The following is a 25,893-nucleotide window of genomic DNA, read 5'->3' as shown; positions in this document are numbered from 1 at the left end:
ACACTTCCAATCCTTTCGCACAACACAAATCCCTTTATTGAAAAAGTAAAAATTCTGTCACTTACGTTTATTTGAAATTATAAAAATATAACTCTAATATATAATTGAAAGGGTATAAAAGCGCTTACACAATAAACAAGTGGTTATGTTCATAACAAAGGTTATTAAGGGATGAAAACAACTTCAAAGGTGAAAGGGGTACAAATGATGTCTAAATCGTATGATTTGATCGTTATTGGAGCAGGACCTGGAGGTTATGTAGCAGCAATTCGAGCAGCACAACTAGGCAAAAATGTAGCGATTGTTGAGAAACAGCACGTTGGCGGTGTATGCCTCAATGTAGGTTGTATACCGTCGAAGATTTTTTTAGAATATGGTGCTAAAGTGAGAGATATTCATTCTGCAAACAATTGGGGAATCAAGACGAATCAGATAGACATTGATTTATCAGGTCTTGTGCAACGTAAAGACCGAGTAGTTCAGTCCGTGACTGATGATGTTCGAGACGCATTAAGACAACACAACGTTGATTTTATTGAAGGGGAAGCAGAAGTATTAGATGGATTAAAAGTTCAAGTCGATCAAACTATTTATACCGCGAAAGATATTATCTTAGCGACAGGAACAAAGCCATTCGTACCACCAATCGAAGGGCTAGATAAAGCGCACTTTGAAACAGCTGATACATTTTTCGATATGGAACAGCTGCCGAAACAACTTGTGATTATTGGCGGCGGCGTTATTGCCTCGGAAATAGCCTCATCAATGGCTGATTTAGAGGTCGATGTTACGATTTTGGAAAAGGGCGATAGCATCCTATCTAGTGAAATTAAAGAAATACGTGACCATCTATCAACCTATTTGAAACAACAAGGTGTTAACATCATCACCAATTCAGAAACTAAGAAAGTAAATGCCAAGACTTTGGAAATTGATGGAAAAGATGGTCCTAAGGAAATACCATACGAGACATTACTCTTTGCGACAGGACGACAACCTAATGTTCATGTAGCTAAGGCACTTAATTTAGAACAAAATGGCAAATGTTTACAAGTTAATGAACATTATGAAACTAGTTACGCACACGTCTATGCGATTGGTGATTTAGTGCCAGGCTATCAGTTAGCACATACTGCAAGTGCACATGGTAAATATGTGGCAGAATATATTGCAGGCAAACAACCAGAACCGATAAATCAAGAGGATATACCAAGATGTATTTACACAAGATTGGAATCTGCGTCAGTAGGTTTATCAGAATTACAAGCACAAGAAGCGGGTTATGAGGTTGAAGTGACGACTGCACCTTTTCAGAAGAATCCTAAAGCAATCTTAAAAGGTGAAACACAAGGAATGGTTAAAATAGTAGCGAATAAGCAGGATGGTAAGATTTTAGGTGGATTTATCGTTGGACCTCATGCGACAGATTTAATTAGTGAAATCTTAGGCATTAAGGTTTCAGGCGGTACATTAAACGATATTTCTCGAATTATACAACCACATCCTTCTCTATCGGAAGTGATTGGTGAAAGTGCAGATGCATCTTTTGGAAAAGCAATATATCATTAAGTAAGATCGATTATGATCTTTTAAAGTCTTAGTAAAATACATTGATAATCTATACCTTTTAACGCATTAGCGTTTTGATTAAAAACACATAAAACGAATTATAATATATAAGTTACTAGCATGAAAAATCCCCCAGGCGCGTCAAAGTTGCTGGGGGTTTTAATGTGTCATTTATGTAACTCGTTAATTAACGTAGCGATTAAAATGTTAAAGTAAATTAAATTGTTTAAGTAATAAACCTCATTCGTTAACAATACGCAGTATTATTTAAACTGCAATTATTAAAGTAACTTAATAAACTGCGATTTATCAGCCATTAAGTAACTACTATCTTTTATCGTAAGATAGTTGACTTATTTATTAAAATACACTATCTTATATTATAAGATAGTTAATAAAAGGTGATGACATGTCAGTATCTAATCAAATGATGAAGGGGCTTTTAGATGGTGCAATACTTGGACTTATAGCTAAGGGCGAGACGTATGGCTATGAAATTTTAGAGAAATTAAAAGAAAACCAATTTCCTGAAATTAGCGATGGTAGTATTTATCCTGTATTGCTTAGGTTAAGCAAGAAAGGATATGTTCACACAACCACGCGCAAATCGGATAACGGTGGACCTAAGCGGAAGTATTATACGATTTCTGAAAGTGGACAAGAAGAGTTAAAACGATTCAAAGAGAAATGGAGTTATCTTAACTCAGGAATGAATAACTTATTCGGGAGTGATGAATATGATGACTAAAGAACAAGAGGATTATATATTTAAATTAAAGGCAGAATTAATGTTTAGAGGTAAGGATGAAGATGAAGTACACGCTATTGGAGATGAATTGCAAGATCACTTTGAAATGGCAGAAGCAAATGGTGATGATGTTAGTAATATTTTAAACACACCAGTTAAAGATTATGCCGACAACTTTTCTAAAGAAATGAGCTTTACCAAAGGACTACCTAAATATTTAACATACTTTGTGCTTTTTATGTTTGCGATATTCACAATTCCAGATTTCTTTGAAAATGACTTTACCCTAACATTAGGATATATTTTAAATACAATCTTTATCTTCGTTTTGAGTGTTGTCGTACCATTATTTTTAATAAAGAAAGCTATTATGAAATATGGAGATGCTAAACGTGTATATGTCTATGCATTTATAGGAGGAATAATTCTTTTCTCACTGATGGTTTTAAGTACGTTTATTGCCAAAAGATACCCAATATATACACTTGTTACACTAGATCAAACCCAAAGCATCATTACTGGGCTCATATTATTAGCAATCGTCATGGTGCTATGTTTCATAGTTAAACAAAAACTATTTGCACTTGTAATATTTATTGTGTGCTTACCTAATTTAATAGGTCAAATCTTTAAAGCCCATAGCCATTCTAATGAGCAATTTTTAGCGATATCAATTGTACTTTACATCGTGTTGATTATTGGAATGAACATCGCATTCTTTGTTCATGCTTATTATACGAACCGAAAAGAGCGAAAACATCATTCTTAAATGATTGATAAAAAGCGTTGGATCACTTCATTAATAGTGACTCAACGCTTTTATTACTGACACATCATTGAAATATGAATGCATCATTAATCGACTAACCAACCACCATCGATTGGAATAATTGAACCATGGATGAAATCAGAATCATCACTTGCTAGGAAGAGTGACAATTGTGCAATTTCCTCTGGTTGACCATAACGACCAGCAGGTACAGAATTTGTTTTTTCCATAACATCTGCAGAACCTTCTTCAAACATCGCATGTGTCATGCCAGTATCAACAGCACCAGGTGCTATGGCGTTTGCTTTAATACCTTTAAGGCCATAATCAAATGATAATTGTTTCGTATAACCTGCAATACCATGTTTCGCTGAAGTATAAGCTGCACCACCACCGCCAGCTACAAATGCACCGATAGAAGCAATATTAATAACAGTACCTTTGCCATTGTCAATCATATGTGGCAACACTGCATTCGTTACAAGATACGTACCTTTTAAATTGATATTAATAATTCTATCCCATAATTCCTCTGACGTTTCTAGCGTTGGTTTATAATCATCTAGAATACCAGCTGTATTACTTAAGATATTAATCGTACCAAATGCTTCAACACCTTGTTTAACAGCGTGATCAACACTTTCTTTATTAGATACATCGATTGTAACTGGCAGTGCTTCGCCACCATGCGCTTTAATGTCACTAGCTGTTTGGTTCACAGTTTCTTCATTGATATCAGCGATTATAACTCTAGCACCTTCTGATGCATAAAGAATGGCCTGTGCTTTACCCATACCAGAACCTGCACCTGTAATAAATGCGACTTTACCATCTAATTTTCCCATTAATAATCCCTCCAAGATATATTCATGAACACCCTTTATTTAACTATTCCTTTAAATTGTGAAAGTATTCATATCACTTATTTATGTATTCATAACTTTAAGTTATGAGACTTTGAATGATTATTAATTAAGTCGAAAGAATTTATCAGTTGATAGAAAATATATTTAACGTTAAATGATATTAAGCTATTATATTAAAGTTCAACTGTAAGACGAGAATGAGAATAATAGCAATTAGAATATTATATTAATTAAAAAGCGTTGAATCATGATCTACTTGACTAAAAAAGCCTGTAGAATGATTCAACGCTTTTATTATTTGTATTTCAAATTATTTGTAACAAAATCAATTAAAAGATTTGTGATTTCATTAGATCTAGTGTCTATCATACTTTTAGTAAAGTGTTTTTCATTTCCAGTTAACTTAGGAGTATCTATATAGGAATTTAACATATTTACTAATCTAGTATCCTGCCCATTTTTTACGTTTGTTTCTAAATCAGTAGCTAATTTTTTGGTTAGTAAAAATTCCACGTCTTCTTTATAGTGAGCTAGTTTATCAATAAACTTTTTATTTCCTATTGAAGAATTATCAGTATTATTAATTAATGTCAAATTGCCGACTTTATTTTTGTACTGAGCAAATTCTTCAGCGTCTACAAACCCTAAAAGGCTATAATCATCTATATCGATTTTTTGAGATAGTATGTGCTCTATTGTAAGTTGTTTAGATAAAGACTTAGATATTGCATTATTATTTTCACTGATTAATCCTTCTAATAATCTGTAAAGTAACAATGCTTTTGAAGAGTGAGTGCCATTTTTATTTTCTAATCTTTTTGAGGGTAAACTTGCTTTAATATCGTCCACGTATAGATTTATTTCATCATTAATTAATTTTACAGTTTTCTTAATATTTTTATCTTCATAGTGTTTTTTTATCATTTTAGGTATAAAGCTTTCTATACTATTGGTCTGATTAAAGCTAAAGAGAACGGATGTAACATATCGAATTATAGCTTTTAAAATTAATTCTTTATCATCTTCATTAGTAAGTGAATAAAAAGGCATTAACATAACTTTAGCTTGTTCTATTCCTATTACTTCATAGATAGTGGTCATTAAGTATTGGTGTTTGGTTGTGAAAGTAGTATAGTCATGTACTTCTAATTTAGCGTAAATATAAGAAATATTTGCTAAATCTTTTGAAAAATCAACTATATCTATTGATTTCCAGTCCTTCAATTTATCTTTGAAAAATTTTAAAAGATTATTCTTTTTAACATTTTCACCATAAATAGCTAAGAAATAATTTGTTAAAAACTTAGAAGAAGATATTTTTTTTCTACGATTATCTTGTTTGAAAGGGTACTCTAAATTTTCACTAAACTTTTTCCAATGACTTAAAAATTCTTCTTTAAGGGATTCATCACCATCTTTAACTATTGATTTTAGTGCTAAGTTTTTAATTAAATCTAATGGCTCAAGCGCTCTTCCTCTATCATTTAAAACCTCAAATAATTGAAATGCTTTAGCTTCACTTGGGGCAGTTGTCATAATTAAATAAACATTATACATTAGATAATTAATGAAGCGTATTATTTGTTTTTCTGTAAGTGCATTTCTTTCGATGAAATCAAATACATATTCATAAATTTCATTTATATTTTTATCACTATTATTTTTGATTACATAGTCTTCATTTAATTGATCTTGCATTAATCTTCTGTAATAGTCTCCGAAAGGTAAAGAAGCATCATGTTTAATTTTTAACTTAACAAACTCGCCTAAATCGTTGGTCATACTATAACCTTTAGGTAAATTACTAGCTAAGTTGGACCATTTTTCTTTATATTCACTATCTTCGTTAATTTTTCTTTTTGCATAAGATTGAAGAGCCTTAAATATAATTGTAATGGTAGTTAACCTTTGTTGCCCATCAATAACAGTCATATCTGAATTATTTGCGATTAAAACAATATTACCTAGTCAATAACCACTTAACTCACTTGTTTCTTTTTTGAAATCTTCAGAGTCTTCTTTAAAATCTATTAATAACTCTTCTACATCTTTCTTTTCCCAAACAAATTCTCTCTGAAATTCAGGTATGAAAAATGGTTGTTTACTATTAAAAACCAATTCTGAAATATTTTGGTGCCTTGAATCAATTTTATTTTCTTCCATAAAGAATAAGACCTCTCATTTAATAGCTTTAAGATCAGTATAATAAAAATTAATAATTTAGATCAACTGTTAAATATAAAAACAAAATAACAATAAACATTATAATAATTATATAAGTCATTAAATATATATAAATCAGTATACGTAAATAATCAATTACTATCGCACAAGGGATTATCTGAGAACCATAAATAGCGTAACTATTGAAACCAGTTCTTATTGAAAAAGCGTTAAACCACGTTTTAGAAGGCCTTGAAAAAGGCTTTTAACGTGATTTAACGCTTTATGCTATATGTTTAACTAATGTATTATAGTTCTTCATAAACAGATACAATTTCATCTGCTAAACGGTCATTGATTTTCGCATATTCTTGTAAGAATGCTTTCACACCATGTGCATCAATGTATTCACGCATTTCAACTGTTTCTTTATCGTTCATATCATCATATTTTAATAATAACGCTGCTGCTTTTAATAAGCCTTTGCGACGTAAATTATTTTCATATAAATAAGATAAAGGTTTGATAATACGATCTTTAGGACCGATTTTACGAATTGTTCCACGACCTACACGTGTTACTTCGTCAGATAGGTATGGATTTTCGAAACGACCAATAATCTTCTCAACATAAGCCGCTTGTTCTTCTTTAGTGAAACTGAAGTTATCAACGATGTACTCGCTTGTTTCACCTAATACTTGACGTAAATCTGCAACGATAGCTTCATCTTTAACAGCATCTAATACAGTATCTCTACCATAGAAGCGACCAGCATATGCTAATAAAGCATGACCAGTGTTAACTGTTAATAATTTACGTTCGATGTAAGGTGTTAAATCATCAACATATTTAATATGTTCTAACTCTTCACCGTACCAAGCGTCTTTTTCAACAACCCATTCAAAGAAAGGTTCAACCATAACGTCTAAGATATTGTCATTCTTTTGAAGTGGGACAATACGGTCAACTGCAGAGTTCGCGAAGTGAATGTTATCACCTAATGGACCAGTGATGTCTAAAATCGCGTCTTTAAGCGTATCAGTCGCCATAATCGCATTTTCACACGCTACGATATTAACGTGATTTTCCTTCTCTTTTAAAACAGGTGCGAATGATTTCGCAATGATAGGAAGGATGTTCACACCAACTGCAGTTGTAATAATGTCAGCTTCAAGAATTGCTTGTTTCAATTCATCTGAAGGTTGACCACTATTAATCGCACTAACACCAGTAACATGTGTTGTTGTTTTCTCTTCATTAGCAAGAATAACGTTATACGCGCCTTCATTATCTAATGCGTTAATAATTTCCTCATTAACGTCTGCAAATGTTACATCAATGTTGTTATCTGAAAGAATATAGCCGATGAATCCACGGCCAATATTTCCAGCTCCGAAGTGTACAGCTTTCATTATGCGTCAGCCTCCTCGAAGACTTGTTTAATTTCTTCAGCAGATTTAGCGTTGACGATACGATCAACATTTTCTTCTTCACTGAATGTAATTGCGATTTTAGATAGTAAGTCTAAATGTTCGCCATCTTTACCAGCGATACCAACAACAACCTTAACTGTTTCGCCGTTCCAATCTACGCCTTCAGGAATTTGTAGTAATGTTAAACCTGATGCTAATACATCACCTTTAGCTTCGTCAGTACCGTGAGGAATTGCTAAACCGTTACCCATGAATGTTGAAACAAGTTGTTCACGTTCTTTCATTGCTTGGATATACGCTTCGTTTACAGAACCGTTATCTACTAAAGCACGACCAGCTTTTTCAATTGCTTCGTCTTGGCTTCCTACAGATACGTTTAAAAAGATATTGTCATTGCTAAATAATTCAGTCATTTTATACACTCCTAAGTTAATTGGTTTTGAATTCGTTTTAAAAAGCTATCTCTCAATATGTGTTTCATAGCGTCAGGGTCTTGCATGAAGTCATCAATTTGCTCGAGATGATGTCCTAATTCAGCAGATAATTCCCCAACAAGTTGTGCCATTTCATCATTATTTGGGATGAATAGGCTAACCATATATTTAATTTTGAAAAGGTCATTTTGAGTACTTTGCATGCCCAAACTTTCATTTAATATCGTGATTAAAATGAGAGGGCGTAATATTAAATCATCCTTCATATGTGGAATTGCAACAGGATAGGGTTGCAATATCCAACCAGGATTCTGATTTAATTTATCTTGCAACAGCTCAGCGAATGACGTCTGACTATTCGGCGCAATGACGCCATGTTCCTCAAGATAGTCAGCTAAATGATGATTCCAAATAGTTACATCTTTGTATTCAAATTGCATAGAGTTCAACAATGTTAAGCCGTGTTCGATGTTCATGACCACTTTATCAGGGTCTTGAATCGAATGCTTCATTTCGTTCTCTTCATGTTGTTTCGCTTTATGCTCGGTTGTCTTTAAGAATGATGCTACATACGTCACATCGGATTCTGGTAGCAATGGATTGACGGTAATAAATGGCGTTGTGATATCCAATTTAACCGTTGAAATAATGCCATCGTAATCCTCTAGATTTAACATTTTCAAATCACTGACGGACGCTTGTGTAATCTTCTCTATTTCATTAAAAGATTGTTGTAATCGTGTTGCCAACAATCGACTTGTTCCAATACCACTACTGCAGACAACTAAAACATGTAGAAGTTGGGTGGACTGACTTTTCAAGGAGCCACCAAAATGCAAGACGATGAAGGCAATCTCACTATCCGGGAAGACTAACTCCGGCCATGTCTGATCGATGGCCTTGTGTACAATATCGAAGAGACGAGGATACTTGTACTTAATCATCTCGGTAAGTGGATTGTACGTCTCAATGTTTGCTTCCAAACGATTAATCGCTGGATTAATGTGCAATGATAATCCATGAACAAGTGTTGCATAGTCTTCAAATGATTGGCCTGATAAGCGCTCAACACGATTTACAAATGCTTGTATTTTACGGTCGTCAAATTCATTATTCTCAAACATCTTGGAGGTTGTTCGACGGTTTGCACCACGTAAATGAATTGTTATAAAAGTAACTTCCGCTTGGTTAAAGTCGATATCGTATAGTGTCTCTATACGTTTCGCAATTTCTGTGGCAATTTGATGTTCAAATGTGTCTTTTACAGAATTATGAATATCTTCATTAATCGATACATATTCACCATTTTGAATACGCGCAATACTTAACACGATATGGACGGTTAAGGTCAGATAACTCGATTCTGTTAAGGTATAAGGCAATTGGCCTAGGTAATCCATTAAAATACGTTCAATCTTAAATATGCTATCAAGGTCGACTAAAGCTTGTTGTGATTGATTAATCGATTGATAGACGAAGTGGTTCTCGATAACCGAGTAAACACTTGTACTATTCAAATTGTTGACCATCAATTGACTTAAGAACTCACGTTTCTTTGATTCGGGGCCATCAAGATATACCCCTTCACCACGCTTGCGATAAAGGATAAGTTGATAGCTAGCGAGATCATTCTCTAGGTCATCAAGCAATTTGGTTAATGACTGAACAGATACGCCAATTTCTTGAGCCAAGCTATATTGCTTAACAGCATGTTTTGATTGAATGAGCGCATACAGAATAATTGCCTTTTGTTCTTCAACAGACAAGTCAATGGTATCGTGTTGTGCCATTTCTTGTTTTAACAGCTGGATTTGATCATCATCACAAGATAACTTAATCCCTTTTTTATTTGCCCGTTCAAGTGTCATATTGAAGCCTTGGAGGTAGGTTTCAATGCTTTTTAATTCACGATGAATAGTACGAGAGGACACGCCAAGTTGTTGAGCAATTTCATAAATCGTGACGTATTGACCGTAATACTTAATTAGCAGTTCAATGATTTCCTTTTCACGTGTACTCATTAACATGGTGTGTCCCCCTTGAAAGGAGTCTGAACATAAGTGATAGAAATAATATGTTCGACTCCCAAACTATTTAATTATGCTTTGTCTTGATCTTTCTTCAAGTTGTTTAATAATTCTTCATAACGTGGAGAATTTAAGAAGTTATCCACTGAAATATGAATTGCGTTTGGAACTTGTTTGATTGCACGGTCTGTTAATGTTTTTTGTGTAATAACAAGTTGTGCATTATTTGGTAATTGGTTAATAGCAGTATTTGTAACATTAACGTCTGAAATGCCTGCTTTTTTGAATTTATTACGTAACATACTTGCACCCATTGCACTAGAACCCATACCCGCATCACATGCGAAAATAACATGGTCAACATTGCTATAGTCATGCGCGTCTACGTCTTCAGTGTTGTAGTTATCAAGTAAGTCTTCTTCTTCGTCCTCTGATGAAGCTTCTTTTTTATCTTCATCATCAGCTTTGTTAGAAGCTACGCCAGCTGCGCCAGTACCAGTTGTCGCACCAGTTAATTTAGAAGACACGCTAGATTTTTTACCTTTAGTAGATTCCATTTTAGCTGTTGCTGCTTCTAAATCTTGTTTAGGTTCTTTAGTAAATTTCATAATTAATGCTGCAACTACGAATGAAACAAGTGCTGCTAAGAATACGCCTAATACCATGTGTAAGAATTCACCTTTAGGTGCATTTAAACAATACACGATGAATGAACCTGGTGAAGCTGGACTCTTGAATCCAAAACCAGTTGCTTGGTAAGTTGCTACGCCAGTCATACCACCTAAAATAACAGCGATGAATAATAATGGACGCATTAATACATATGGGAAGTAAATTTCATGAATACCACCGAAGAAGTGGATGATACCTGCACCATATGAAGTTGCTTTCGCTGTGCCTTTACCGAAGATCATGTACGCTAATAAGATACCGATACCTGGTCCAGGGTTTGATTCGATTGCGAATAAAATTGATTGACCTGCACTTGCTGCTTGGTCAGTACCAAGAGGTGTGAATACACCATGGTTAATCGCGTTGTTAAGGAATAAAATTTTAGCTGGTTCTACGATGATACTTACGATTGGTAATAAGTGTAAGTGTACTAAGAATTCAACTGCTACAGATAAGATGTGCATGATGAATTGCATAATTGGCGCCAATAATTTGAAGCCAAGGATTGTCATAATGAATGCTAGAATACCCGCTGAGAAGTTATTGAATAACATTTCAAAGCCTTGTGGTGTTCTAGGTTGTAAGAATTGGTCAACTTTCTTCATTAACCAACCAACAAGTGGTCCCATAATCATTGCACCAAGTAACATTGGTGTATCTGGTAATGCAACAATAACCCCCATAGTTGCTGTCGCTGCAACGATACCACCACGTAAGTCGTGAATTAAACGACCACCACTAAATGCGATAAGTAATGGAATTAAGTACGTGATCATTGGTACTGCTAATTGAGATAATTCTTTGTTAGGGAACCAACCATTATCAATGAAAATCGCAGCAATAAAGCCCCATGCGATAAACGCACCGATGTTTGGCATAATCATACTACTAAGGAATGAACCAAACGCTTGAACTTTACGGCCGAGACCTTTTTTCTCTTGTGTCTCTATTTGAGCCATAACTACACCTCTTTTTTATTCTGATTTGATAATTCAATTGTAATGGGACAAGAAAGCGTCTACAACACAAAGAAAATGCGACTTTGTCACAGTAATTGTGACAACGGTGTGACAAGGTCATGGTGAGAGTCTCACAACTATATTGAAGCCCAATGTAAAAACCTTCTACTTATGATAATTATGTGAGAAATTCCATTGAAAATGTTTGAATATGGCAATGAAAAAATGTCATTAGTTATATTTTAAATGCGCAATAAGTTATTACTTATTTAAAGATTAAATGATAGGAAACAGGTTATAGAACAAGTAAGAAACAATATAAGGAGTGTTGTTTATGACTGGAAACACAGGAAACGGATGTGTGAAATGTGGACATACGGAAGTGGAAGAAGGAACATTATCAGCAACAGGATCTGGACTATCTAAGATGTTTGATGTGCAGCATAACAACTTTAAAACAATAACTTGTAAAAATTGTGGTTATACGGAATTTTACAAAACAAATAATAATAGAACGAGTGATATTGTCGATTTATTCTTTGGTGGATAATTGAATATCAATATTTATGTCAGAATCAGCGACTTTCTAGGCGCTGGTTCTTTTTTATTTGGTAAAAGGGAGACTTCGGGTTGTGTGATGTTAGGGGGTGGGATGTCTAAATTCAAATAAATTCAACCTAAATTACTAAGAATTTGAATGATTTTGAGCAATTTATATACCTTACTTTCTTAACTATTGGTACCATAGTTTTATTAATTAAAACATATTTCCAGGGTTATATCGTTAGGAGGGTTAGGATGAATTCCAATACTGAATTTAAAAAAGGGATTCTATATGCGTTAGGTGCTTATGTATTATGGGGTATCTTGCCAATTTATTGGAAATTAATTGGTGGCGTTAGTGCATTTGAAATCTTAGCTTACCGCATTGTATTGTCTATGATCTTTATGATACTAATGATCGTAGTTTTAAAGAAATCACAAACGTTCAAACGTGATTTAAAACATTTATTCTCACATCCAATTGAACTAATCGTCATTATTATTGCTGGTTATGTGATCACAATCAACTGGGGAACGTTCATCTGGGCTGTGTCAAATGGACACGTACTTCAATCTAGTTTAGGTTATTATATTAACCCATTAGTAAGTATATTATTGGCGTTCATTTTCCTAAAAGAGAGATTCAATAAATTTGAAACGCTAGCAATCATCTTTGCGACAATCGGAGTTCTGTATATGACGATTCGCGTTGGAGAATTCCCAGTCATCTCATTAATGTTAGCATTCTCATTCGGTATTTATGGCTTGTTGAAGAAGATTGTTAAAATTGAAGCCATAAGCATTATCGCGATTGAATGTATCGTTACAGCGCCAGCAGGATTAATATATATGATTTATTTATGGAATACTGGAACATCATCAGTAGGTTTGAATATGGACACATTCTGGTTGATGTTCTCAGGTGCAGTAACTGCCATTCCATTAATCTTATTCTCAGCCGGTGCCAAACGTATTCCGTTATCTCTAACAGGATTCATTCAATACGTTGGTCCAACTATCATGTTCTTCTTAGGTATCTTCGCATTTAAAGAACATTTTGATGCGCAACAATTAGTTACGTTCGCGCTCATTTGGTTCGGTATCGTATTGTACAGTATTTCTCAATACGTGAAAATGAAACGTAACCCTAGACCTGAATAATTACAATAAGGCGTGGGAATAAAAAATATAATGATGCTATTTTGCAAATTCGCAGTAGCTGACTGAACTGAGAAGGCGCTTAAATTAAGCTTTTCTCAGTTCTAGTCATCCTTGCGGGCGGGGCCTCAGCAAAGAGAATTTCATCAAGAAATTCTACAAGCAAAGCAAGCTGGGAGTGGACGACGAATTCTATATGAATTCTGTTCAGCTCCCTTTTTTCTGAATAAAAATTAATAATCTTCAAAACTTAGTTATGTATAAGTGAGATTAATTAAACTGTTTGATTCATTCAATTGCCTCTTCTATTGGATAAATATTTCCATCTTTATCTTTATACATGCCCATTTCATTCAATTTATCATCTTCAGATTCAATGTTTGTTAAGTAAAAATGATGATCTTTCTTAAGTTGTCTATATTTAAAGAAAAACATTAAACATAAGACACTGTTGAAAACTAAAATTAACTTTTTCACTTTATTAACCCCTTTAAATTGTAGTAAATATAAAAATTTATATTTATAAAAATATTAAAAGTAATTACATGTATTATGATATAATAATTGATGATTTATATATTTTGGTTACTATTTAATATTACATTTGTATTTTAACGCATATGACCATTCAAAAGTAGATATATTTATAAATAATTAAAAAAATAATAGAAAACCATTGTAATATTATGGGAATTTGATTTTAGCGGAAAGAAGGGGTTTAATTGCAAACTATTAAGCAAGATGGATCAATACTACATATCTATTTTGAGAATCCTATTAATAAGATTGAAAAGCTCTACGTAAAAAACGAATTTGATTCAATAGATGTGGAAGACACTAATGGGGATTTACATTTTCAAATAGATTTAATAGAAGTTGCTAAACAATTTATTCAATATGAAAATAAAAAATTATACATAATAGTAGAAGAATCAACGCCGATTTTAACAACGCAACGTAACTTGAAAGTTACGAATAACCAGTCTGAAGTTTTGGATTTAACTGAAGTGCTCATTGATGCCGATGAGGATATAAAAATACAACCCTATATTACTAGAAATGGCTATTTACACTTATCATTGGATGAAGTTGATTTAAATAAAACATATTTTTCAAGAAGACACATTGATAATATTAAAATAAACAACACTGCAGCGTGTATAAAAGGTCAGTTTGCGATACTGAATTCCACATTAGAAACTGTGCAACTATTAATAAAAACGAGACTGACTGACAGAGAAACATTCGTAAATATCAATCTTGAAGAAATTGGAAAGACGAAAAATACATCGACTTATAATTTTTCGGTAGATATCTACAAAGATTTGATAGAATTCATGAAGTATGAATATAAAAATGAGGATATTATAGATATTTACTTAAGTATTAAAGTACTAGAATCATCGGAGAATTTAAGAATAAAAATTGGAAATCCTAGAATAATGGCGGAAAAGCTATTAAAGGGTGAAATAATCACTGAGTTTAACGGTAATATAGTGTCACTTACACCTTATTTCACGATGAAAGGTCGTAATTTATCTTTTAGAATTAATACGTATGACATCGATAGTTACTTAACATATGTGGATGAGTTAAAAAGACCAAAACGTCCCAACTTCTTAAAAAAGGAAAATCAAAAGATTTGGGTAATTGGTGAGAAATCATATAAAGCTCAGGACAATGGTTATCACTTCTTTAAATATATGAGAACATATCACCCAGATAAGCCTGTTTATTATATTATTGAAAAAGACTCTAAAGAAGCTGAAAATGTTTTGCCTTTCGGAAATGTCATATTCTATAATTCAGCGGAACATTTCAAAATTATGCTTAAAGCAGATTACATTTGTACTACGCATCATCCGGAATTAATTTATCCTACAACGAGTGAAATTTATACACGCAAAATAAAAGCCGTTAAAGTATTTTTACAGCACGGGGTTTTAGGTACAAAAAACTTAAGCAACATCAATGGTAACCAGTTAAAAGATTTTAATGTTGATTTATTTATCACGAGTTCTAAGAGAGAAAAAGAAATCGTTGTAAGAGATTTGAATTTCTTCAGTAATCAAGTTGCTGTTACAGGATTAGCAAGATTTGATGAATTGTTTAATCCTAATGTAGAAGTTAAAAATCAAATCTTAATTATTCCAACATGGAGAGATTGGTTAACGAGTATTGATCGATTACAAACATCGGAATATTTAAAACGAATGAACGATTTGCTTCATAGTCAGAAATTAAAAGAAATAGCTAACAAAGGTACGGACATAATTTTCTGTTTACACCCTAATATGCAACCTTTTATTGATTATTTTGATGTGCCAAGCTATGTTACGAGTATTAAGCAAGGGGATATAGATGTTCAGAAATTGATAAAAGAAAGTAAATTAATGATTACAGATTATTCAAGTGTTGCCTTTGATTTTAGTTTTTTAAATAAACCAGTGATCTATTATCAATTTGATAGAAATGAATTTTTAGGAAAAGAAGCGTCACATATTGATATAGAAAAAGAATTACCGGGAATCATTGTTAATGCTCAAGATAAATTAGAAAGAGAACTGGATAATATACAGAAGAAACAATTTAAAATCAATGAGGCATTAGAGAAACGTATTGATCGATTTATTGCGTATAAAGATCGAAACAATTGTGAGCGAATATTTGATGCAATTACTAACTTTAGAGAGACGAGTAAAGTGAAAAGTAAAATTAAGTATGATATTCTTTCGCAACATGTAGTTAATCGTTTTAGAAAAGATAAAAAATACTTTAAAGTTATGGAAAAATTTAACACGGGATTAACACGCTTATTACCTGTGAAGAAAGATCTAATTGTGTTTGAAAGTAATGTAGGGAAATTAGTGGGCGATAGTCCGAAATTTATATATGACGAATTAAAGAAATATAATAAGAAATATCAAATCGTTTGGGCTACTAATACGCTTTATCCATTCAATGATCCGAATGTGAAAACAGTTAAGAGATTGTCACCGGAATATTTCTATTACTTATCTAGAGCGAAATATTGGATAAACAATCAAAACTTCCCACACTATCTTAGAAAACATAAAGATACGATTTATATACAAACTTGGCATGGGACACCGTTGAAAAAAATGTTAAACGATGTTGAAACATTCCAAGGACGAGATGCAAATTATAAAAATAGAGTGAATCGAGCCATTAAAAATTGGGATTATTTAATTTCTCCAAGTCCTTATGCAAGCGCGTGCTTTAAAACAGCATTCGATTTCAAAAAAGAAATTCTTGAGATAGGTTACCCAAGAAATGATGTCTTTTATAATGTGGAAAACACTGACATGACAGAGAAGAAAAAATTAATCAAGCAAAAACTAGGTATTGAAGGTAATAAAAAAATCATTTTATACGCACCGACTTTTAGAGATGACGAAATTAATAAAGCCAAAAAACACATCATCAATCTAAAACTTGACTTACCAAGATTGAAGGAAAGTATTGGAGATGAATATATTCTCATTTTACGCCCACATATTATTATTAGTAACGCGTTAAATTTAAGTGAATCGCTAAATGATTTTGTCGTCGATGGTACTAAATATCCAGAAATCAGTGATCTTTATTTAATTACAGATATATGCATCACAGACTATTCGTCAGTCATGTTTGATTTTGCAAATACAAAGAAACCATTATTATTCTTCACATATGACTTAGAATTTTATAAAAACAAATTACGTGGCTTTTATTTCGATTTTGAAAAAGAAGCACCAGGTCCATTAATTAAAACAAATGATGGCTTAATCGAAGCAATAAACAATATTATTAACGTACAAGAAGAGTATGATGATAAATATCAAGTCTTTTACAATCGTTTCTGTACCTTTGAAAAAGGCACAGCTTCTAAAACGATAGTGGAAAAATTCTTTAAGCAAGACTGATCAATATATCTTGACTCCTTTGCTAGAAATAGTTGAAGGGGGAGTGGGACAGAATTCTTTTTAAAGTCGTCGTCCCACTCCTAACTTGCTTTGCTTGTAGAATTTCTTAGTGAAATTCTCTTTGTTGGGGCCCGCCCACAAGGATGATTAGTACTGGAAAAAGCTTGATTTAATCGCCTTTTCATTTTAGTCAGCTACTGCGAATTTGTAAAATAGCATCATCATATTATTTATGTTCCAGGCTCATGTTATGTTTGTTAGTATAAGAGATGAAAGAGAGGTCGCTTATGCTTAAATCATTTGATTTGGACATTATTAAACGTGCCGTAAAAATATTCATAGTTGCTACCATTTGTTTAATCATTACCACGATATTCTGTTACTTTGTTCATCCGTCTTTCAATGAATTGAAAAATATGGGAAATGCGAGTGAAGAAATTGGCAACACTAAAGGACTTGAAAAAGTTTGGAAGTATATCGTTAATAATGGTTTCCGAGTTCCGCTACAAATGTTTATCTTGGCCTTACTACCTATACCTTATCTGTATTTGATTAATCTAGTGGTTACCATTATTATGCCTGGAATTCTATTAGGCTTTCTTCTGAGTTTTGATGTACATAAAGGGGTGATAGGGAGTATAGCCTTCATTCCACACTATACATTTGAAATCATGGGCTTTTGCATTTTAGCAAGTGCATTGTATATGTTGAACAAAGCCATCACACGTCGCTTTACCAATCTCTTTAGGAAAAGTAAAAAAGAAAACTACGCAATAAAAGATAACTTAATCAACGTTATCAAATTTTATGTATTGATCGCATTACCATTAATCATTATTGCAGCATTTTTAGAAACCTATGTAGCTAATTTTATATTTGAATTGATGAGTTGATTCTTATACAAGAAGCCAAATGAACCCTATCTTGTGTTCATTTGGCTTATTTTGTGCCTTATTCAATTTCTGATTGGATATTCAGAAGTTCGTTGTTAAAGTATTTATTATGACTAACATTAATGTCATAGAACATTCATGATAACTTGCAATCTTGAGAGTCATAGGTTTCTATAAAATGAAAACTTCATGATCGTTTATTGTGAAACAATATTATTAACCATTTCAGATATACTAGTCGGCTTCATAGGTGGTTATAAACTACACCAATTCATCATGAGCACACTACCACCAAACAAAGCCATGGCAGACATGACACTCTACTGGACCAACCTCGGCCTATCAACCGTGTTAACACTCGTCTTCGCCTTCATCGTCATGCTCATCATGGCACGAAAAATAAGTAAGACAGACATGCTAAGTGCGTTGAATTCGGTGGAATAGATTAAGTGATGATATGGATTTCTACTAAATACATTGTAGAAATCCTTTTTTTAAACTAAAATTAATATAAATATTCACTTAATTTTTATTATATAAGATATTTTATAGGTGAGGTGCATTATGAAAATAAGTAATGTAGTTATTAAAAATTATCGTAATATTAAAGATATAAACATAAGTTTAAATGATAACGTAGTTTTAATTGGGGATAATAATAGTGGTAAAAGTAATTTTTTAAAAGCTTTAACTTTACCTTTAATTAATCATGAAACTGGTTATGTAAATAAATTATTGAATTGGCAAGATATAAATAAAGAAGCAAAAGAAGATTACTTTAATTTTCTAAAAAAAAATAAAAGTGAGATAATTAGTGGAAATATAGAGGTTGATAAATTTAAAGACATAATCCCTAATGTTCAAGTAATATTAGATTTTGAAATTAGTAATAGTGAAGAAATATATTTTGTACGTAATTGGTTAAAGGAAATAGATGAAGAAAATATTGTAGCATCAATTAAATATGAATTCATGGTAGATAATCCTAAAGAGTTATTTGAATATGTAGCTGAAGTATTAGAAAAAAATGATGAGATTAATATAATTAAAATGAATCTTCTTCCTTTAGAATATTATTCATATAAAATTATAAATCCCCTAAAAGATGATAATGTTTCGCTATCAGATTTATCATATTTTAAATATAATTCTTTAGCTGCAGAAAGAGATGAATTTTCTAATAAACCTACTAAATTAGGTTCAAAATCATTAGTTACCTTGTTAAACAGTAAATTAGAAGTTCACGATAAAACAAGAATTGAAACATCATATGAAAACTTTTTAAGTGAATTGAAAAATATAGAGAGTATTGACGGGATATTTAATTGGCAAACAGATTCATTTATTAATAATGCCGAAGAATTTTTTGAAGAAATAACATTACTCCCTAATATACCTACTATAAAATCTTTACTTAATAATGTGCGCCTTGGTTATGGTGAAGAATACTTAGATACTCAAGGATTAGGATATAGAAATTTAATTTATTTGTTTGTAATGATGAATGCCCTTTCATTAGAAAAGAATGTAGCTTTAAATGTATTAACAATTGAGGAACCAGAAGCACATTTAAGTATTAGCAATAAAAGACTTTTAGCTAGTTATATTAATGCAATAACCAAAGAGGATGCACAGTTACAAATATTCATTTCAACTCATAGCCAAGAATTTTTAAACAAATTAAAATTAGAAAATGTTGTTATATTTAATAACGGAAAAGCTAAATCATTAAAGCAAGAATTAGAAAATAAAGATATTAACTATTTATCAAAAAAACCTAATTTAGATTTTTTGAAATTTCTATTTTCAAGAAACTGTATATTAGTGGAGGGACCAACTGAAGAATTATTAATAAAGAATTTCTTAAGTACTCACTCAAATGAACTAAATGATATTGAAGTAATCACTCTTAATCATAAAGGCTTTAGAGACATGATGCCTATTTGGTTATTAGTAAATGAAGGTACACAGAATAAATTAGGAATAATTAGAGACTATGATAATCAACCGAAAGCACTAAAAGCTCATGAAGTTTATAATGATTATGAAAATATATATGTTAAAACAACACGATATTATACTTTAGAAGATGAAATTGTTAACACTGATGAAAATTATATGATTTTAAAGAAATATTTTGAACAAGAACATCAATGGGGAGATATAGAAAACGCTAAAGACTTGTCAGATAAATGGAAAAGTAAGAAAGCAGATACAATGTTGAGATTTTGTCAAGATATTGGAGAAGACTTATTAACAGATATAAAGATGCCAAAGCATATTAATGATGTTATACACTTTATACAAAATGGGGAGAAATTATGAATATAACAGTGGCGGGAGCTGGTGCAGGTAAAACAACGAAAATGGCTAAAGATGTATTAGAATATTCTAAAATGACAGATAATAAGAAATATATTTTTGTAATCACATTTACTAATTCTGCTTGTAATAAAATAAAAGAAGAATTAAAAAAAAGAAACGGCACGATTCCTCAAAGGATTAAAGTTATGACAATTCACTCTTTTTTATTACAACAATTTATCTTCCCTTTCTATCACTTAGTTTATCCCCAAAAGTTCAAGTCAGTTAGTGTTATAAATTTACCCACAAACCCCATGTATAAAAATAATAAAATTAAAGAATTAAAAAAATTAGAAATGATTCATGTTAAAGAAATAACAAGCGAAGCTCAATATCTTATATGTGGAAAGAGTAATGATAATAAAAAAATCAAAGAAAAAAGAAAAAATATAATAAATTTACTATCGAAATATATAGATTCGATTTATATTGATGAAGCCCAAGATATTGATGAGAAATGTAAATTTGTTCTTAGCGAGCTTGAAAAGCACAACATAATAATTAATTTAATTGGAGACCCTAAGCAAGACTTGAGAGGGAGAAATGTATTTAAAAAAATCGTGGATGAACAAAAAGATGCTAATTTTATAAATATTAATTATAGATGCCCAATTGAGCATGTTACATTTTCTAATAAATATGTAGAAAACAAGCAACAACAAAATAGTATTAAAATTGGTGGAAACATCAATTTTATATTTGAAGATGATATTAACCTCAATGAATATATGAGCGAATTTGCATTTGGACTACAATATATATATCAAAAAAATAAAAGATTTGTATTTAATGATAATGTGCAAGATAATTCTTCTTTAACACATGAGTTAAAAATTATAGTAAATGAAACGGAGTTATCAAATATAAAAAAAGAAACGACTCTATATTTTCTTTTATCAGAGACTCAAAAAAGTATTAAAACTAATAATGATAAGAAATTAATTATAAAAGCAATTGAAAGGCGTTTAGATTACAAACTAAATAATAAACAATGGGCAAAATTACATGAAGCTATGGAAACTTTTGAAAAGTCTATCAATGACTATGATGAACAAGGAATAATAGTGCAATCTATAGATAAAGTTAAAGGATTAGATAATGAAAACTGTTTGTTTATTATTTCAAATGAACTATTTCCATATTTAGTTGGTTTAAAAAAAGAAAATAATAAAATGAATAATTATTTATACGTAGGTTTAACTCGATCAAAGGAAAACTTAACAATTTTAATTACTAATGAAGTTGTTGATAAGTATGGAAAGAAATACGTAAAAGAAAAAATTGATTATATTTTAGACAATTAAATCTTCTGTAGAAATAAAGGTCAACTTTTATCATTTGAGTATGATAACTAACTTATAAAATAAAAATAATTATAAACATATCGCATTGTGTTGAATAATAAAATTTATATATTAAAGAAGCTATAATAAAAAAATGTCTCTCATAAGATGGTGACGTGCGCACTTGATTTTATAAGAGACATTTTACAAATAAAATTTAAAATAAATATCATTTGTAAATTAATTATAATTTGTAATTAGTAATTATTAAATGAGAGACGTTTCTATCATTTCTAGAGCGTACATTATATGTATACTTTTTCTCAAAATTTATAAAATTAAAATGTTCATTATTGTATAAATTGAATATAAATTCTGTATTTTTAATTACTAACATAAACTTAGAAGGTACTGTAATTAAAAAGTCTCTTAATCGAACTTGATCATTTTGATCAAATGATCGATTTTCATAATCACTAAAATTAGTATCATAAGGAGGATCAAGGAATATAAAATCATCTTCTTTAAGAGAAACTGAGTTTAAAAAACTTTCGAAATCATTATTATATAATTCAGTGCTTTCGAATGTGCTTCTCATATTATCATTAAAGATTTCATTTATTTTTTTTAGAAAGTTTTTCTTATTATAAGAAATTCCACCATAAGGTATATTGAATAAGTTATTTTTATTGTATCTAAACATTGAACCGTAACAATACTCTCTTATCCAATAAAAGTTTGCTGCTTTATATTGATGAGTGTAATCAAAATCTGCTGTATTTAATTGAATATCATTATAAATTTTTCTGAAATATAAATAATAACCGCTAGTAATACCAGTAAGTAGGTTGTTGTGAATATCTTCATCATTCATAGGTTTTTTTTGATTATTTCTATATAACCTTCTGATTTTGTCGTTCATAGAGTTTGTTAAATATGAAAGAAACATTGCAGTATTAGGAATAAAATCAGAAAACTTATTAACGTCAAAAATACTAGAAATTTCTTTTTCGGTTATTGTAGTTTGATTGATATAGTGTAGTTCTAGTAATTTTATATTTTCAAGAGATACATTATAAAAATATGAGAACGAGTTATGATAGTCTAATAAAATAGTTTTAAATAAACTATCTTGCTCTTTAACAAATTTATAGAACATCATCAAATTAGTTGAGATATCATTAATTAATGCTTTTTTTGGGCTTAAATAAAAGAATACTGCACCTCCACCTACCATTGGTTCTATATATCTGTTGAAAGCGGGAATGTATTTTTCAAATTCTTTGATTTCGCGACTTTTGCCACCAGGCCATTTTATTAGGGTCATTATTGGTCCTCCATAATTAAACATTGTATTAAAAAACATGTAATATTTAATATAACTACTTAATTATATATAAATAATGATATTATTAAAATATAAATAAGTATTAAATAATTAAGTCTAGGTGAAGAAGTTATGAGTGTAAAGGTGAATATTTCGTGGAGAACTGCTCCAAGAAGTATACAGGTGTTAATTAATTGGTTGCCATATTTTTATCAGCACCAGGGAGAAAGCTGGGATTTGAAATTGAATCCACAACTAAGAAGAAAAATTCGTTGGACATATGAGAATGATAAGGAAGTTCCTGACGATGAAGTAGTAGGAGTACCTTATAAAGATTTTATAACAGGTAAACAGAAAGGGTCAAGAGATAAGGAATCATTAGTGAGGCAAGTTTATACTACTGCTGAACAATTTGGTTTTTTAGGTGTGCGTGGAGAAAATAAAGGTCCATTTATAACAGAAGCAGGAAAAAGAATTATTGAAAATACATTTACACCTGAAGATTTTTTAGTACAACTGATAAAAATGTATGTAATAACTAATAAAGATGAGGAAGGAATATTTCCGTTTGAAATATTCATTAAATTAATTAATGAATTTAATTACCTTTCTAGATTTGAGTTAGCATATATGTTTGCTGTGACTACTCCTCAAAAATATAAAATAGCTTTAGAAGCTATAAATGAATTTAGAACTCAATATAATGATAGATCAATCATAAATAATAAGAATGATAATAAAAAAGTTGAACTTATCCATAAAAATATTTGGGAAAAATATTTTGATAAGGGTACATATTTAAAATCATGGGAAGATTATACAGATGCTTTTTTAAGAGCAGTTTCATATACAGACTTCTTTATTACAAGTGGTCGTGGTAAATATACAAAAGTAAGAGTAAAAGATCTTTTTAAAAAGAAGTTTGACTTATTAGTTTCTGAAAAATTTAAATTTAAAAAGCCACCAAAAAAAGAAGTTGAAACTAAGGGGAATATCACATATTCTGAAGTTTCCTCAAGAGATGATTTAGAATGGTATGGAGCAATTGGGAACATAACTCTTCCATGGGATAACTTTATTGAAAGAAAGAAATTAGTTGAAAACTCGTTTATGAGAGTGAGAGAAGAATTTGAAAATTACGAAAGTAATATTTTAAATAAGGAAGAGATAAAAGAATTATCTGATGAAATTAAAACTACTAAATCTATAACACGATTAAAAGATATTGAAAATGATTTATCTAATAAATTGATGATTAGAAATCAAGAACATTTTGTTGAAGTAGTTTCAAAAACTAAAGAAGCAAAAAAAGAAATTATTGAACGTTTTGATATCATATTAAATGATAATGATATGAGTGCATTGTGGCTTGAAGTTAACACTTGGAAATCGTTAGTTAGTATAAATGGAGAGAAAAAGGTAGTACCTAATTTTAAAATGGAAGAAGATTTGACTCCAAGAGCATTTGCCCCAGGTTTGAATAATACACCGGATATGGAACTATATACTAAAGAATTTACAATTGTTCCTGAGGTATCATTGATGACTGGGAAGGTTCAGTGGGAACATGAAGCTTCATCTGTAATAGACCATGTTAATCAAATTAAAAAGAATAATAAAAATAATACCTTAGGGCTATTTATCTCATCAACTATAAATCAAAGAACTTTGTGGCAATATTTTATACTTTCAAAAACAAGTTGGTTAGGAAAACCGATTCCAGTTATACCTTTGACTATAAAGCAATACACTGAGATTATAAAAAATATTTATGATAATGAAAGAGACATAAATGATTTTTATAACTTATTAAATGTATGTGCAACAGCTTCTATTAATGTTGATGATTATATAGAATGGCAAACAAAAATAAATGAAAATATCGAAATATTTGTAAATTAAAATAATTTACATTAATGTGATAGCACATTGTATAAATAAAAATGAGGTAACTAAATTGAATTTTTTAAGAGAAGAAGAAGTTCCAAGATTAATTAGGCAGTTATTAGATTATTATGGGGAATTGACTACTAGAGAGGTTATAAATCATATTGAAGAGGTCTATGAGTTGACTGATGCTGATTTAGAGATAATAAAGACTAGAAATGATGAAAGATATACTCAAACTATTCGCAACGTAGCTTTACATAAAAAAGGCATTCTAGAAAAAGAGGGAGAATTTATTTTTCCAGAAGGCGTAACATTAACTATGGATGATTCTAAAGGTAGAGATAAATATAAATATAATCTTGCTACAATTAATTCTGAAAACGAAAAAGTCAAAAGTATTGATCGTAATGAGGCTGAAAATCGTAAAAGTCGAAGAAAGACTTTTACGGCAAGGAAAATTGATTTTGAGGATTTACGTATCAAAAAAAGTTTACTAGGCAAGGCTGGAGAAGATTTTGTCTTAAAAAATGAAATTGATAAACTTGAAAAATTAGGGCTATCTCCTGGAATGGTTTATCATACTTCGAAGATAGAGGGCGATGGGGCAGGCTATGATATTGCTTCTGTAAATGAAAAAAAAGAAATTATTTATATTGAAGTCAAGACTACTTCTGGTAAAAAAGAAACACCATTCTACATTTCTCAAAATGAGAAAACATTTTTTGAAATATATAAAGAAAATGCCTACTTATACCGAGTATATAATTTTAATATGGATAAAAAAGTTGGTGAAATTGAAATATATATGGCAGAAGAAATATTAAATAGTTTCCAATTTGATCCAGTAGGGTACAAGGTTAAAAAATAGC

General features: G+C 30.9%; 19 protein-coding genes and 1 pseudogene. 11 read left to right on the top strand and 9 right to left on the bottom strand.

Translation table 11 applies throughout. The features are described from left to right. Positions 1-207 precede the first annotated feature (207 nt). The 3 genes from lpdA to F1592_RS06635 all read left to right on the top strand — a co-directional run bounded on the left by lpdA (position 208) and on the right by F1592_RS06635 (position 3,086). Complete coding sequence (gene lpdA / locus F1592_RS06645) at positions 208-1,569, top strand: dihydrolipoyl dehydrogenase (RefSeq protein ID WP_149809373.1); 1,362 nt, start codon at positions 208-210, stop codon at positions 1,567-1,569. 409 nt (positions 1,570-1,978) lie between these two features. Further along, the gene (locus F1592_RS06640) at positions 1,979-2,317 is read left to right on the top strand and encodes a PadR family transcriptional regulator (RefSeq protein ID WP_033079817.1); all 339 of its coding nucleotides are present in this window, start codon (positions 1,979-1,981) and stop codon (positions 2,315-2,317) included. Next, positions 2,307-3,086: a hypothetical protein gene (locus F1592_RS06635; RefSeq protein WP_053016188.1), complete on the top strand. Its 780-nt coding sequence runs from the start codon at positions 2,307-2,309 to the stop codon at positions 3,084-3,086. Before F1592_RS06640 ends, F1592_RS06635 begins: the two co-directional genes overlap by 11 nt. 86 nt (positions 3,087-3,172) lie before the next feature. On the opposite strand, the gene F1592_RS06630 is transcribed toward F1592_RS06635, so the two are convergent. The 7 genes and pseudogenes from F1592_RS06630 to F1592_RS06600 form a co-directional block, all read right to left on the bottom strand. Next, entirely contained in the window at positions 3,173-3,931 is a 759-nt protein-coding gene (locus F1592_RS06630) for an SDR family NAD(P)-dependent oxidoreductase (RefSeq protein WP_080365581.1), read from the bottom strand. A 315-nt stretch (positions 3,932-4,246) separates the two neighbouring features. After that, on the bottom strand, positions 4,247-4,876 hold the full coding sequence (locus F1592_RS13745) for an HNH endonuclease family protein (protein ID WP_223197225.1): 630 nt from the start codon (positions 4,874-4,876) through the stop codon (positions 4,247-4,249). Positions 4,877-5,401: 525 nt separating this feature from the next. Further along, positions 5,402-6,115, bottom strand: a pseudogene (locus F1592_RS13740) (DUF262 domain-containing protein); the annotation flags it as partial. Between the two features lie 308 nt (positions 6,116-6,423). After that, complete coding sequence (locus F1592_RS06615; protein WP_053016191.1) at positions 6,424-7,527, bottom strand: mannitol-1-phosphate 5-dehydrogenase; 1,104 nt, start codon at positions 7,525-7,527, stop codon at positions 6,424-6,426. Further along, positions 7,527-7,961, bottom strand: a complete 435-nt coding sequence (locus F1592_RS06610; protein WP_011274562.1) for a PTS mannitol transporter subunit IIA — start codon at positions 7,959-7,961, stop codon at positions 7,527-7,529. Before F1592_RS06610 ends, F1592_RS06615 begins: the two co-directional genes overlap by 1 nt. An 11-nt stretch (positions 7,962-7,972) precedes the next feature. After that, complete coding sequence (locus F1592_RS06605; RefSeq protein WP_053016192.1) at positions 7,973-10,009, bottom strand: BglG family transcription antiterminator; 2,037 nt, start codon at positions 10,007-10,009, stop codon at positions 7,973-7,975. Positions 10,010-10,080: 71 nt separating this feature from the next. Continuing rightward, positions 10,081-11,640, bottom strand: a complete 1,560-nt coding sequence (locus F1592_RS06600; RefSeq protein WP_053016193.1) for a PTS mannitol transporter subunit IIBC — start codon at positions 11,638-11,640, stop codon at positions 10,081-10,083. Positions 11,641-11,974: 334 nt separating this feature from the next. Between F1592_RS06600 and F1592_RS06595 the strand changes: the two genes are divergently transcribed. Beyond that, the gene (locus tag F1592_RS06595; RefSeq protein ID WP_037537490.1) at positions 11,975-12,190 is read left to right on the top strand and encodes a zinc ribbon domain-containing protein; all 216 of its coding nucleotides are present in this window, start codon (positions 11,975-11,977) and stop codon (positions 12,188-12,190) included. Between the two features lie 248 nt (positions 12,191-12,438). Next, on the top strand, positions 12,439-13,344 hold the full coding sequence (gene rarD / locus F1592_RS06590) for an EamA family transporter RarD (RefSeq protein ID WP_149809374.1): 906 nt from the start codon (positions 12,439-12,441) through the stop codon (positions 13,342-13,344). 285 nt (positions 13,345-13,629) lie between these two features. On the opposite strand, the gene F1592_RS06585 is transcribed toward rarD, so the two are convergent. Further along, positions 13,630-13,818 (bottom strand): hypothetical protein, encoded by a 189-nt coding sequence (locus F1592_RS06585; protein WP_011274567.1) that lies wholly within the window; start codon positions 13,816-13,818, stop codon positions 13,630-13,632. A gap of 245 nt (positions 13,819-14,063) precedes the next feature. On the opposite strand from F1592_RS06585, the gene F1592_RS06580 reads away from it, so the two are divergent. The 4 genes from F1592_RS06580 to F1592_RS06560 all read left to right on the top strand — a co-directional run bounded on the left by F1592_RS06580 (position 14,064) and on the right by F1592_RS06560 (position 21,828). Beyond that, the gene (locus tag F1592_RS06580; RefSeq protein WP_149809375.1) at positions 14,064-17,267 is read left to right on the top strand and encodes a CDP-glycerol glycerophosphotransferase family protein; all 3,204 of its coding nucleotides are present in this window, start codon (positions 14,064-14,066) and stop codon (positions 17,265-17,267) included. Positions 17,268-17,554: 287 nt separating this feature from the next. Beyond that, positions 17,555-18,160 (top strand): stage II sporulation protein M, encoded by a 606-nt coding sequence (locus F1592_RS06575; RefSeq protein WP_033079806.1) that lies wholly within the window; start codon positions 17,555-17,557, stop codon positions 18,158-18,160. A gap of 564 nt (positions 18,161-18,724) precedes the next feature. Next, positions 18,725-20,485, top strand: a complete 1,761-nt coding sequence (locus F1592_RS06565) for an ATP-dependent nuclease (protein ID WP_149809376.1) — start codon at positions 18,725-18,727, stop codon at positions 20,483-20,485. Continuing rightward, on the top strand, positions 20,482-21,828 hold the full coding sequence (locus tag F1592_RS06560; protein WP_033079804.1) for an AAA family ATPase: 1,347 nt from the start codon (positions 20,482-20,484) through the stop codon (positions 21,826-21,828). The genes F1592_RS06565 and F1592_RS06560 overlap by 4 nt, the downstream gene beginning before the upstream one ends. Positions 21,829-22,051: 223 nt before the next feature. Here the strand turns inward: F1592_RS06560 and F1592_RS06555 are convergent, their stop codons facing one another. Beyond that, complete coding sequence (locus tag F1592_RS06555) at positions 22,052-23,134, bottom strand: DNA adenine methylase (protein ID WP_053016195.1); 1,083 nt, start codon at positions 23,132-23,134, stop codon at positions 22,052-22,054. A gap of 132 nt (positions 23,135-23,266) precedes the next feature. Here F1592_RS06555 and F1592_RS06550 point away from each other — a divergent pair, with 132 nt between their 5' ends. Continuing rightward, entirely contained in the window at positions 23,267-25,036 is a 1,770-nt protein-coding gene (locus F1592_RS06550; RefSeq protein WP_149809377.1) for an AlwI family type II restriction endonuclease, read from the top strand. 55 nt (positions 25,037-25,091) lie between these two features. Next, on the top strand, positions 25,092-25,892 hold the full coding sequence (locus F1592_RS06545; protein WP_053016196.1) for a protein NO VEIN domain-containing protein: 801 nt from the start codon (positions 25,092-25,094) through the stop codon (positions 25,890-25,892). The last annotated feature ends 1 nt before the right edge of the window (position 25,893 follow it).

The organism is Staphylococcus sp. GDX7P312P (genome assembly GCF_008385775.1).
Lineage (GTDB): Bacteria > Bacillota > Bacilli > Staphylococcales > Staphylococcaceae > Staphylococcus > Staphylococcus haemolyticus.
Note: the sequence above shows the minus strand (reverse complement) of the source record. Positions and strands in the feature narration are given on the sequence as shown.

Excerpts from the sequence above, each read along its gene's own strand:
- lpdA (WP_149809373.1), top strand. The coding sequence starts at position 208 with ATGTCTAAATCGTATGATTTGATCGTTATTGGAGCAGGACCTGGAGGT.
- F1592_RS06640 (WP_033079817.1), top strand. The coding sequence starts at position 1,979 with ATGTCAGTATCTAATCAAATGATGAAGGGGCTTTTAGATGGTGCAATA.
- F1592_RS06635 (WP_053016188.1), top strand. The coding sequence starts at position 2,307 with ATGATGACTAAAGAACAAGAGGATTATATATTTAAATTAAAGGCAGAA.
- F1592_RS06630 (WP_080365581.1), bottom strand. The coding sequence starts at position 3,931 with ATGGGAAAATTAGATGGTAAAGTCGCATTTATTACAGGTGCAGGTTCT.
- F1592_RS13745 (WP_223197225.1), bottom strand. The coding sequence starts at position 4,876 with ATGATAAAAAAACACTATGAAGATAAAAATATTAAGAAAACTGTAAAA.
- F1592_RS06615 (WP_053016191.1), bottom strand. The coding sequence starts at position 7,527 with ATGAAAGCTGTACACTTCGGAGCTGGAAATATTGGCCGTGGATTCATC.
- F1592_RS06610 (WP_011274562.1), bottom strand. The coding sequence starts at position 7,961 with ATGACTGAATTATTTAGCAATGACAATATCTTTTTAAACGTATCTGTA.
- F1592_RS06605 (WP_053016192.1), bottom strand. The coding sequence starts at position 10,009 with ATGTTAATGAGTACACGTGAAAAGGAAATCATTGAACTGCTAATTAAG.
- F1592_RS06600 (WP_053016193.1), bottom strand. The coding sequence starts at position 11,640 with ATGGCTCAAATAGAGACACAAGAGAAAAAAGGTCTCGGCCGTAAAGTT.
- F1592_RS06595 (WP_037537490.1), top strand. The coding sequence starts at position 11,975 with ATGACTGGAAACACAGGAAACGGATGTGTGAAATGTGGACATACGGAA.
- rarD (WP_149809374.1), top strand. The coding sequence starts at position 12,439 with ATGAATTCCAATACTGAATTTAAAAAAGGGATTCTATATGCGTTAGGT.
- F1592_RS06575 (WP_033079806.1), top strand. The coding sequence starts at position 17,555 with ATGCTTAAATCATTTGATTTGGACATTATTAAACGTGCCGTAAAAATA.
- F1592_RS06565 (WP_149809376.1), top strand. The coding sequence starts at position 18,725 with ATGAAAATAAGTAATGTAGTTATTAAAAATTATCGTAATATTAAAGAT.
- F1592_RS06560 (WP_033079804.1), top strand. The coding sequence starts at position 20,482 with ATGAATATAACAGTGGCGGGAGCTGGTGCAGGTAAAACAACGAAAATG.
- F1592_RS06555 (WP_053016195.1), bottom strand. The coding sequence starts at position 23,134 with ATGACCCTAATAAAATGGCCTGGTGGCAAAAGTCGCGAAATCAAAGAA.
- F1592_RS06550 (WP_149809377.1), top strand. The coding sequence starts at position 23,267 with ATGAGTGTAAAGGTGAATATTTCGTGGAGAACTGCTCCAAGAAGTATA.